The sequence below is a fragment of the Mesorhizobium sp. M7A.F.Ca.AU.002.02.1.1 genome (assembly GCF_003998535.1).
Lineage (GTDB): Bacteria > Pseudomonadota > Alphaproteobacteria > Rhizobiales > Rhizobiaceae > Mesorhizobium > Mesorhizobium ciceri.
In genome coordinates, this window is the sequence record NZ_RZPB01000146.1 from 1 (window position 1) to 10,303 (window position 10,303).

Consider the following 10,303-nt stretch of genomic DNA (forward strand, 5'->3'; position numbering starts at 1 on the left):
GCCTCACGCTGATCGCATCCATGCGCTTGATAAGATCCATCGAGACCGCTTTGCCCGCCGTCAGCCTTTCATGCATCTGTTGGTGCATCACGGCCATGCGCTCGCAGTCGCCGCAGGTGACCTTGGTCAGCTTATTGGTGGCGAAGAGGAGCGCAGTGATCTCGTCGTATTTTGCCTTGCCGACCGCATTCAGCGGAATGGTCGGCTCAGGAATCGAAGTCAGCCAAGGGCCGACAACAACCTTCTCGGCGGCCTTGGCCGCGTAGATCTCATCCGTCCGGTCGTTTCGGAATGTGCCTTTGGCGCGTTTCTCAGCGTCCGTAAGTCTGCCGTTGCCGCCGCTGCCAATACCGCCCATAACCTACCTCCCGGCCGGCTTAGGCGCTCCGTATAGGCGCTCACCAACAGCGCGGAGCATTTCGCGATCAGCCCAGGATAGTTTCGGATCGTCCAAACGGACTATCACAATGTTTTGGTCATGAAATGCATGGCGCTTGATGGCTTCGTAGTCGACCGTGTTGGCGAAATTGAGCGGCGATCGTAGGCCGGACATTACATACTTCTTGAGGATGATGGTTGCAGGTTCATGTCTTCGCTCTTGCCGCTCTTTGTCGTTCCAGACGCTCTGCCCGCCACATGGGGTCGGCCCATTTTGATTTGAGTTTGGCGGATCGATTGACGGCCGCTTGTTTGGCTACGTATTCCGGGTCCAGCCAACGCTCGCGAGTGCGCAAGGATGACGCATCGCGATTGATCGCCGCCCTCATCTTTGCCTTGGTCGCCTCGCTGTGTTTTCTGCCCAATCTAGACGCTGCCATTTTCAAGCGCGTCTCGATGGGGAGTTTTACTCCTAGACGCTGCTCAGACAGAATTTTCCTTGTCGCCTCAGACACAACCTTGCCGCGCATTCGATCTGCGATTGCTTTCCGGCCCTCTTCGGACCGACAATATCTTCTCGTCCCCTCGTGGAGTTTGGCCAAACTCTCCGGCGTGCACTTCGCCGCCCGCTCGCGCATATAAGCCCGATAAGAGTCGGTGTCTTGACCGCGCTTGACAGCAGCGCCGGTCCTTCTTCTCTCGTTGGGATTTTGATACCGCTTGGTGGCGCCATCTGAGAGTTTCTTCTTAATTTCCTCGGACATTTTATGCCCGATAGTGCCGTCGCCGCCGATTGTGCCATTCAGCAGTGGCAATCCAACGAAACGAAGATAGCCAATCCAGAATTGCTCGGCCTCTTGCCATGCGTCGGAGGCAACCCTGTCTAATTCGACAATTTCCGGGAATTCACCGGCAAGCAGCAGGTCACAGAGCCATTTGTGACGAGGGATATAAGTTCGGCCGCGCCTGACGTCGCTGACATGGGCGAGAAGGCGAGATTTCAAGGAATTCTTGGTCTTTCCAACGTAGCGCAGTTGACCATCGCGGGGATCAATCAGGCCATATATGAAGACGGAAATTTGCTGTATGCTGTCGTTAGCCACTCGATCCTCACATGATCGTTTCGGTTAGGGCCGTCACGGTGCTTCCAACACCGTGGCGGCTCGCTTCTATATAGCCCAGTTCGACAATTCTTGCCACCACTCATCTGCGAATGGAGCGTCTTCATGCCCCAACATGAATGGCAGCCCATCGGTAAAATGGCATATGTCTGGTTCGATTTCCGGATCACTGTGACCGGCCAGCCAGTTCCACGAACAATCCAGTTCCCCGATGTCCTTATCTTCCAACCAGCAGAAGGCATGTAATTCACGCCCAGGCAGTGAGTTCACCATCTCCACTGTCAAAGCAGCGTTCGCCGGGTGCGACGCATTGAAAGCGCAAACGCTTGACCAATTTTTTCGAGAATACCTGGTTTGAATTTGACCATCCATCTTGATCCCTTCCGGCGGCTGAAAGTTGTGCTTGACAACCATCACTGCCTTCGACGGGTCGAGAAGTTTGAACAGCCTTTCGACGTTTGAACGGACTAGCATATCGCTGTCCATAAAGATTGCCCATCCGCTACCCGCCAGATGAGGGCACAGGAACCTAGAGATCGCAAATTCGGTACTCATTGGAGCACCGGAGATGTCATCCCAAAGGCGACCATCGCGCACGGTAGTCGGTCGAGTGTATAGGCCGCGAGCGCGAAGATCCGCAAGAACCAGACCTCTCACGGGGACGGGGGTTATAAGATGTTTGTTCAGCGAATACCTTGTCACGGCGAACGCCGCAGCCTCGCGCGGATCGAATCCGATGTAGAAGGCGTGCTTGACGTGCCTCATTGGTCTTTTCTCTTGCCCTTGTGATGCTCAGTGCAGGCTGCCAATGGCGTCTTGGGCCAGGCATGCCCGCGGGCGCCGGTCGGATTGAGATCGCTGACCTTCAGTTCCGGTTCCGTCTCGAGCGCGCGGTCCCAGACGAAGGCGGAATGCCATTCGGTGAGTTTGAACACTGAGTCGTTGAGGTAGAAGTCGGCGAACAGGCGCAGCACGCGCCGCGTACCCGGGCTCATGCGCATGGCGTAGAAGCCGATTTCCGTGTGACGCCCCGGCCGCCTGATGCAGGCTACGTCCGCGCCGTCGAGCAGCGATTCAATCCAGCCGGCCGGAACCGTCGCGGTGGTTTCGGTGTCGGCGTCGAACCAGACGAAGATGTCGCCATCCTCAAGACCTTCGATGCCCGGGATGGGTGCCAGCGCCTGCGGCATCCACTTCACAGCGTCATGGCGCCATGAGTAGCCGTTCTCGTTCGTTTTCGTGCCCGCCGGCGCCCGATGGCCCATGGCGGCCATTTCGCTGCTCCAGCGGTCCAGGAATGCCCGGTAGCCGTTGATCAGTTCCAGCGGCGCTTGCTTGCCACGCGGGAGGCCAATGAAGCGGTCGGTGACCATGACCAGTTCGACATCCGCCGGCCAATAATCCGCGAAAGTCTGCGCGAACGTGCGGCCATAGCGTTCCCATGCCGTGCCCCAGCAAAGGGAGCAGACTCGAACAGTCATCAGCAAATCCTTGTTGGGGAGGCCAGAAACGCAAATGGCGGTCCGAAGACCGCCATATCCTTGCAAAACAGCAACTTGCCACGCCCTGCGCTACCTAACCTTGGTCAGCGCCGCCTAACCATGCCGCGCCGGACCACGCCATACAATGCCCGACGATGCGCAGCCTGATCGGACCGTGAGCAGCCTAAGCTGCCTGTAGAAGACCGCCGCCGTCTTTCACTATTTCCCATCGGGAAACAACGAAACGACCGAAGGGGCCCTTTCGGGCCGGACGAAAGTCGCCGAGCCCGATCTTCTTACCAGCGTCATCCACAACTGCACGGACAAGCGATGGTGAAAACATTGTTTCGTCCACGTCCAAGGTGAACTTTGCCGCCCATACGTCTACGCGCGGTCGATGACACATGATGCGGCCGCCAGTCGACGGGATAACGACCGAACGGCTATCGACTTCCCATTCCGTCAGCGGATCACCATCAAGGTCAGTCAAATTGCAGACAAGGTCATCAACCATGATGCCGGCAGGAATGAGTGATGTCCGCAGCGTGGTTAGTTTCGATTTCCCAGCCTTGTGGAATGTTCCCGCCGCAATGATGCACGCGAAAATGTTCGGGCCGGGGATATAGAGTTTGCCGTCACCATCAGCATACCGCTTCGGCTCCGCCTGCTGCCTTGGTGTCCCGCGGTCGCCCTTGAAATTCACCGATGTACCGCTTGAAACGGCCACTTCGTTATGCTCGGTGAACCTGTTCATCAACAGGGGCGTAATGCCCTGAATGGTCACTTGGATTTTCATTCGGTCCTCTGGTCGCCTTGCCATCCGCCTAAATGGCGAATAACGATTATCGTTTAGGCGAACATATTTCGTCAGTCTAGACTTGTCAAACGATTTTCGTTATGGTTATCGAAAATCACTTGCAAGGAGAAACCATGACAATCACTCCAGAGCAATGCCGGGCCGCTCGCGCTCTCCTCGATATCTCGCAGGCAGATATGGCAGATATGGCATCAATCAGCCTCAGCACGCTCCGCAACTTTGAGGCCGGAAGATCCACTCCAATGGCAAACAATTTGACAGCACTCGAAGAGGCCATAAAGCGCTCCGGTGTCATCCTGCTGGCGAAGAATGATTTAATAGACGGCGGCGCTGGAGTTCGACTCTCTTAACCGTCGACCAATCCGCCGTGCATCCTGATGACGACGTTGCAGACGTAGGGCTGGAAGTAGATCAATGTCCTCGCCATCGAGGCGACTTCGCTTGCCTCGAGGAATCTCTTCTTCGGGTGCTCATCACGCCGGCGAATGAGGTTGTCGACGTCAGTCCTGGATGTCGTCATGCGGCAGTCGCCGATGATCCCCGGGGAGATGCCGACCAGTTGCTGATGCTGCGTCAGACGCTTGGTTTCGATGTAGCTGTGGATCAGCGCCTTCGATGAAGCGTAGTTCTCATCGAATGATCCTCGGTATCCGCTTTCGGACCCAATGATGCAGACCCGGGCGAATTCGTTGCCGGCGAAGATCAGGTCGCAGGCGCGGACGATCGAGGTGTAGTTTACCTCGATGCCTTCCTTGATCTCGGCTTCAGTCTGATCGTCGTACTTCTTCGGACGAAGCAGGCCCTGGCAGAACAGATAGCGCTGCGCGTCGATCGGGAAGTTCGGCTCCATCGGCTTGCCGTGGACGGTGACTTCGGCAGAACGGAGAAGTGTGCGGAACGCTTCGGCTATGGCACTGCGCCAGCCGGTGATGACGATGGTCATGTCACAACCCGATAGAGCCGAAAAGATCGGCCAAAAGATCGGCCAAAGACATCACGCGATCATCCCCTTGATGATCCGCTCGGCCTGTATCACCGCATCGATCTTGCCTGCGCGGACTCTCAGCGCGCGCTCGCCGACGCGAACGACGTCAACCAATCGACTGTCTGACCCTGAAAGCGGCATGGCGCGGATGCTGAGGCGGTAATCCGCCACTTGATAGAGATCGCGCACCGCCGGGTAGAAGCCGGCCATGTCGCTGATCATGAACTGTGCCTGCCGCTCAATGTCCGCGGCGCTCAGACCATCAAGCAGGGCCTTCGCCTCACCCCAGGTCTTGCAGTTCTTCGAAAACGGCGTCCATTTCGCCGAAGAGAGGCTCGACAGACCGAGATCCTCGTTCCACACGTAAAGGCTGGGGAACGGACCGTCTGTAATTGTGACGCACTTGTCGGTAGGCCCATTCAGAAGGACCACAAGGCAGGGTTCGTAACGATCGACCCCGGCGCTGTCATTGGCGCAAAAGGTGCAGTCGATACTTAGATCATAGTCGCGGCTATCGACCTCGCCGACTGTCGTGTTGAACTTGATTGCCCCGTCCAGTTCCTTCGCAAAGAAGGCCTTGGCGTCGTCGACCACGATATGGCGCTCGCCGAGCATCACGCCGCCCTCGACATAGGTCAGGCCGAACTCGGCCGGATCGTAGAGGGTCAGGAACTCGACTTGATCGCGTAGGATCCTCGTGTAGGTGCCGAAGTCGATCAGCGAATGGTCACGCGCGACCGCATAGATGTTCACCGGGATTGACCGTGTGAATTGCCCGTATCGCTCAAGGAACTCGACCTGGTGCTCTTGGCAGGCCTTCTGCGTGGCGGAGGACCGCGGATAGTGCGGAGCTCCAAGATGCAGCCTGGCCGGGATGTTTCCCGATGCGCCGTTGAAGATGCGGCCGCTGCTCTCATGCACCTCGACGTCATGGCCGGCGGCGATCAGCGCCAATCCGATGGAGCAACCGAACCAGCCGGCGCCAAGGACGCGAACCCTCATATGGAGAACCGTTCGACAAAGACGCCGTCGGCGCGCTTCTCGCGCACGGACAGGACGACTTCGATGGGCTTCTCGCGCTTGATCGCCGTCATCCAGCGAGTGGCGTTCCAGCCGAAAGGATGCAGGTCCGGCTTCTTGAAAACCTTCTTCTTCACCGGCGCGATCTTCTCGGCGATGTAGAGCGCCTTGTTCGACAGCGAGTAGAGCCGGTCGAGCACCCACGGCAGATCAAGGACCGGAATCGATCCCAAGACATGCGTGCAGATGACCAAGTCGAACTTGCCAATAGGCTCGGCGGCAAATGGCGGATAGGCCGGGTCAAATTTGGTGACCGGGATGCCCCAATATTCCTCAATCGTCATGCCGACCGGGATGGACCCGGTCGGATCGGCGTTGCGCCAGGCGTATTGCTCGCCCTTGCCGCAGCCGTAGTCGAGAATCGTCTCGCAACCCAGGCGCTCGATGATCTCCTTGATGAAAGGAGCGTGCGGCCGCAGGAACTTGCCGGAATAGGTCTTGTGCTCGGCGTGGTGACGCGTGGCGTCAGCAAGCGCGGCCCGGTACTGCTCGCTCGGTTTCATGATTACCCGTAAATCTGCGGACGGATGATCTGCCACGCCTCGCCGTCTGCGTATTCCGGCAGAGTGAATTGGGCGTATGCAAGATTCGCCAGCCACTGGTTCCGATCACGACGTTTGACCATCAGTGGCGACTCGATGTCAGCCAGCTTGACCGACGAGATCGGCTTCGCCACCGCATCACCAAGTACAACGCATGGAATGCCGGCGAGGACAGCTTCAAAGCAGGCGTTCGAGCCGTGGGTGACGACCGCGTGCGCGCCGTCGAGAACTTGGTCGATGGTCTCGCCTTCCCCGTAGGAGAACCGAGCACCGTCGATCGCAACCGCTTCTTTCCAGCTTGGCTTCGGCCGATAAACGATCGGGCGGTCGCTGAACTGGCGGAGATGTCGGACAAGGCTTTCTGCGTATTCAGTGGGCTCCGGAAGCCCATAGAAAGCGTTGTATTTGGCCGATGATCCAGCGATGACAATGTGGTCACCGATGGTCCGCCATGGCTTGACCTTCAGGCGCAGTCTCTGCAGCCGGTCCGCCGGCCGCGGCGTCTTCATCAGATACCGCGTCGGGTGATGACCGTCGACCGACACGCGCCAGTATTCCCATGTCTTGATCGGGCCGCCGGCGCTGTGCCGCGAATAACCCTTATCCAAAAGGATGGTGTGAATCCCTGCGCGCCAGTTCGCCTGATAGAGTTCCTTGCTCTTCACGCCGACCATGACCGCGACTTCGCAATCTGAAGCGACCTGAACATCGCCATCCAACTGCCTGACAACCGCCTCGTCGCCGTGTTCGATCACGCCGCGCGCGAAGGCATCGGCAAGCAGACCCTCACGGGGTTTAGACGAGCGATAAAAGCAGACCTTCAAGGCAAGAGCCCTTCCGATTTAAGATGCCGCCAGGCGACACCCTCAGTCATTTCCTGCACGTCGAACTGGCACCAAGCGATGTCGTTGACGAGTTGCTCGCGGTCACCGTGGCGCCGCGGCTCTTCGATCTTCGATAGGTCAGACAATGCCAACGGAGACGCGAGCCCTTCCATGCAGAAGGCAGGCACGCCAGCAATCAATCCATCGATCGAAACATTCGAGTGATGCGTGACCACCGCATGGCAGCCCACCAGCATCTTCCTGACGTCGTCGCGAGTCTGTTGGAACATCGATCCCGGGATAGGCGACGCACCAAGCCAACTGGGCTTCGCGCGGTAGATGATCGGGCGATCGGTATGCCTGCGGAGTTCCGCGACCGCCCAGCGCTCCCATTCCTCCGGTGCAAAGCCGTCAACGACGGCGCCCTTGTCGCTTGTTCCGGCAACCAAGATGTGGCTACCTGTCGTCCATTCGCTGAATTTTATCCCGAACTTGGCGGCGCGTGAGCCGTCATGGCTGCGGTTCTGGAAATAGGAGGTTGGGTGCCGACCGTTGACCGAGACCTTGTGATAACCAGTCCAGCGCCCGAGATCCTTACGGCCCCAATATCCGAGATCGACATAGACAACCGGCCGGCCGGCATCCCGATAGCCCTTGAAAACAGCCCGGAGCGTTTCGTCAAAGCCATAAAAGACGGCGATATCCGAGTCCGGAGATTTGAAAGACGTCGAAGGCATGACGCGAACATTGTCGCCCACCCGATGGATGCCCTGCGCCATTGCCGCGCCGATGAGCATTGACCGCTTGTGCGCCGGAATCTGATAGACCGTTACCCGAGCAGACACTTAAACGGCGTTCCTTCTTGGATTTCCTCGGAGGACCACTGCGCATAGGCAAGACTGCGGAGCATCGGCAGGCGATCGCCAAGGAATGGATTTTCGATGTCACTGACGCCACACTTGGCGGCTGGTCCGCCGATCCATGTCGGCATATCGTGGAAGACTGGGACACCAGCAACGATCGACTTGATGCCGGCGCCGCTTGCCCAGGTCACCGCGGCCCATGCATGCTGCAGGTCCGGATCAGTCTTTTCCTTGCCTGGGTGCGGGCGAATCCTTATCGGCCGGTCCGTCACCTTCCGGAGACGCTCAACGACCCTTGCCGTCCAGTCAGACGGCATCGCAATGCCAGGTTCACCTATCCCGCGCTGCGGCAGAACAACGATCTCGCCGCCACAGGAGCGCCATGGCAGCAAGTTGATGCCAAGTTGATCCCATCGGTCGCCGGCGCCCTCAACCCACGCGCCGGCGCCCAGATGGTGCCCCAGCGCAAGCGCATAGAGCAGGTGCCCGTCCCTATCTTTCCCGATGTAGCCATTTTCGGCCACCAGAACCCTTGCGCCAGCCTTCTCGTACCGATTGGCGAGATCGTGATTACCTCTCGACCGATTCCAAATCAGCAAGACGTCCGTCGGACCAGGCCTTTCCTTCGGCGGATGCCCGACTGCATATCCGAGGCGAGCCAATCCTCTCCGAAAGACGTCCCGTCGATAATACGGCGAGTCGCTGAAGGTGTCGGAGGCGACGCCTATGACCATTCGGTGTCCAGATTGATCCTTGGCAGCCAGGTGATCGTGCTTTTGATGGTCGCGTTGACCACCGCAATCTTGCGGCGCGCGAGCTCGTCGGTCAGGCCGCGGAAATGCTTGCGCCAGTTTTCAGTGTTGGAGTGGAGATCCATCCCGGGACCGTGAGGTCCGAACCAATGCGACTTGGCGCCGTCGTCGGAGAAATCGAAGGCGACAATGACGATCCGACGGGCGCCGAGTTGCGCGGCCAGATGGACCGCTTGGTAGCCGCTGTTGCAGCCACCACGGATACAGCCTGGCGTGTCGTCAAAGCCTTCAATGCCGGTGTTCTTGAGCGTCCGGACGTCATGGAAACCGGTGATCTCGAGCGAGGTCTTCAACCCGCGAAATGCAGGCACTCCCTTGTGCATATTCCACCAGCGCTTGTCGGACGCATGCAGGATATCAGCAAACCAGCAAGGGTAGATCGCATCGTTGATGGCAATGACGCGTATCTTGTCCTCGGCGCGCGCCATACCGATCCTGCGAATCTGGCTGAGCGTGAGCGATGGGCCGCCAGCGGCAACAACCACCGGCCGATCGCCGAATGGTGCGATGGGGAGGCATGTGACGGCCATGACCTATCGAAACTTGGCAAGTTCGCTGTTGCGGTTCGTGCCGATAGACTGATTGTCGCGATCATCCGGAATGCCAGACCGTTTCGAACGGCGCCCGGGAGACTGATCAGAATCCGTCCCCTCGAAGAAGGCTGACGGATGGGACGGGTGCATGAACTCGATCATCGCGAAATTGGCCGCGTCGATCAGGAACTCAGTGTTCCCAGTTTCTGCATATTTCCTCAAGCGGTCAGTCAGGGAGGTGATTGCGTTCACCTTGTGAGGATAGGCTTCGGAGACCAAGCCATACTTGTAGAAGCTGACCACCATCCGATCCTTCATGCCCTGCACGAAGGGGTCGGAAAACTCTGTCGAAAGAATTGCTTCGACTGAAGACATCTTTGCCTCTTGGGTTTGAAAATGAAAACGGCGGCCCGAAGACCGCCGCTGAAACCTATTATTCGGCGCTGCCGAATGTCTTCTTGAGGAAAGCCATGATCTCCGCGCGGAAGTACCAACCGGCAGCGCAGGCGATGGCGAGAAGGATAAGCTGTGTCATGCTACTCTCCTTTGTTTGAAAATGGCGCCGCAGCCCCTCGTCCCGCCCATGGCGTTCTGATGTCTACTGCGGTCTTAATTGGTTGCGGGAAACGGATTCGAACCGCTGTCCTTCTGGTTATGAGCCAGACGAGCTACCAGGCTGCTCTATCCCGCGGAAACTGGCCAATAATGGCGGTTGCTCTCACGCGCCCGGGCATGCGCGGCGTCGCGCAGTTCCCTTGGCGTCATGTCGTCAAACGTGTGATCGAAGAACACTGGAAGCCCGACGGCGATCAGATTCAGATCGCTCGGCTGGCAGACCGCGAGTGTTTTACAGCGGCTATCGACATC

14 protein-coding genes and 1 tRNA gene are annotated in these 10,303 nt (G+C 58.2%); 1 reads left to right on the forward strand and 14 read right to left on the reverse strand.

Annotated elements, in window-relative coordinates:
- The 5 genes from EN879_RS11830 to EN879_RS11855 all read right to left on the reverse strand — a co-directional run.
- A partial coding sequence (locus tag EN879_RS11830; RefSeq protein ID WP_164774382.1) for a hypothetical protein occupies positions 1-358 on the reverse strand: 358 nt, incomplete at its 3' end.
- Positions 359-584: 226 nt separating this feature from the next.
- Entirely contained in the window at positions 585-1,481 is an 897-nt protein-coding gene (locus EN879_RS11840; protein ID WP_063168355.1) for an NUMOD3 domain-containing DNA-binding protein, read from the reverse strand.
- A 66-nt stretch (positions 1,482-1,547) separates the two neighbouring features.
- Positions 1,548-2,264 carry a hypothetical protein gene (locus EN879_RS11845; RefSeq protein WP_063168356.1) on the reverse strand — a complete coding sequence of 239 codons (717 nt, stop codon included), beginning with the start codon at positions 2,262-2,264 and terminating at the stop codon, positions 1,548-1,550.
- Positions 2,261-2,872, reverse strand: coding sequence for a hypothetical protein (locus EN879_RS11850; RefSeq protein WP_127224367.1), 612 nt, complete (start codon positions 2,870-2,872; stop codon positions 2,261-2,263). Before EN879_RS11850 ends, EN879_RS11845 begins: the two co-directional genes overlap by 4 nt.
- A gap of 292 nt (positions 2,873-3,164) precedes the next feature.
- Entirely contained in the window at positions 3,165-3,776 is a 612-nt protein-coding gene (locus tag EN879_RS11855) for a hypothetical protein (RefSeq protein ID WP_063168358.1), read from the reverse strand.
- Positions 3,777-3,910: 134 nt separating this feature from the next.
- Here EN879_RS11855 and EN879_RS11860 point away from each other — a divergent pair, with 134 nt between their 5' ends.
- Positions 3,911-4,147 carry a helix-turn-helix transcriptional regulator gene (locus tag EN879_RS11860; RefSeq protein WP_063168359.1) on the forward strand — a complete coding sequence of 79 codons (237 nt, stop codon included), beginning with the start codon at positions 3,911-3,913 and terminating at the stop codon, positions 4,145-4,147.
- On the opposite strand, the gene EN879_RS11865 is transcribed toward EN879_RS11860, so the two are convergent.
- The 9 genes from EN879_RS11865 to EN879_RS11905 all read right to left on the reverse strand — a co-directional run bounded on the left by EN879_RS11865 (position 4,144) and on the right by EN879_RS11905 (position 10,127).
- Complete coding sequence (locus EN879_RS11865) at positions 4,144-4,740, reverse strand: SDR family oxidoreductase (RefSeq protein WP_063168360.1); 597 nt, start codon at positions 4,738-4,740, stop codon at positions 4,144-4,146. The genes EN879_RS11860 and EN879_RS11865 overlap by 4 nt on opposite strands.
- 51 nt (positions 4,741-4,791) lie before the next feature.
- A complete protein-coding gene (locus EN879_RS11870) occupies positions 4,792-5,736 on the reverse strand; it encodes a hypothetical protein (RefSeq protein ID WP_127224368.1) in 945 nt (314 codons plus the stop codon).
- Positions 5,737-5,780: 44 nt separating this feature from the next.
- The gene (locus tag EN879_RS11875) at positions 5,781-6,365 is read right to left on the reverse strand and encodes a methyltransferase domain-containing protein (protein ID WP_063168362.1); all 585 of its coding nucleotides are present in this window, start codon (positions 6,363-6,365) and stop codon (positions 5,781-5,783) included.
- A 2-nt stretch (positions 6,366-6,367) separates the two neighbouring features.
- Positions 6,368-7,228, reverse strand: coding sequence for a hypothetical protein (locus tag EN879_RS11880; protein ID WP_063168363.1), 861 nt, complete (start codon positions 7,226-7,228; stop codon positions 6,368-6,370).
- Complete coding sequence (locus EN879_RS11885) at positions 7,225-8,025, reverse strand: hypothetical protein (protein ID WP_063168364.1); 801 nt, start codon at positions 8,023-8,025, stop codon at positions 7,225-7,227. Before EN879_RS11885 ends, EN879_RS11880 begins: the two co-directional genes overlap by 4 nt.
- Positions 8,026-8,057: 32 nt before the next feature.
- The gene (locus EN879_RS11890; protein ID WP_127224369.1) at positions 8,058-8,690 is read right to left on the reverse strand and encodes a hypothetical protein; all 633 of its coding nucleotides are present in this window, start codon (positions 8,688-8,690) and stop codon (positions 8,058-8,060) included.
- 125 nt (positions 8,691-8,815) lie between these two features.
- Positions 8,816-9,433 carry a hypothetical protein gene (locus EN879_RS11895; RefSeq protein WP_063168366.1) on the reverse strand — a complete coding sequence of 206 codons (618 nt, stop codon included), beginning with the start codon at positions 9,431-9,433 and terminating at the stop codon, positions 8,816-8,818.
- Positions 9,434-9,436: 3 nt separating this feature from the next.
- Positions 9,437-9,811, reverse strand: a complete 375-nt coding sequence (locus EN879_RS11900; protein WP_063168367.1) for a hypothetical protein — start codon at positions 9,809-9,811, stop codon at positions 9,437-9,439.
- 239 nt (positions 9,812-10,050) lie between these two features.
- Positions 10,051-10,127, reverse strand: a tRNA-Met gene (locus EN879_RS11905).
- Between the last annotated feature and the right edge of the window lie 176 nt (positions 10,128-10,303).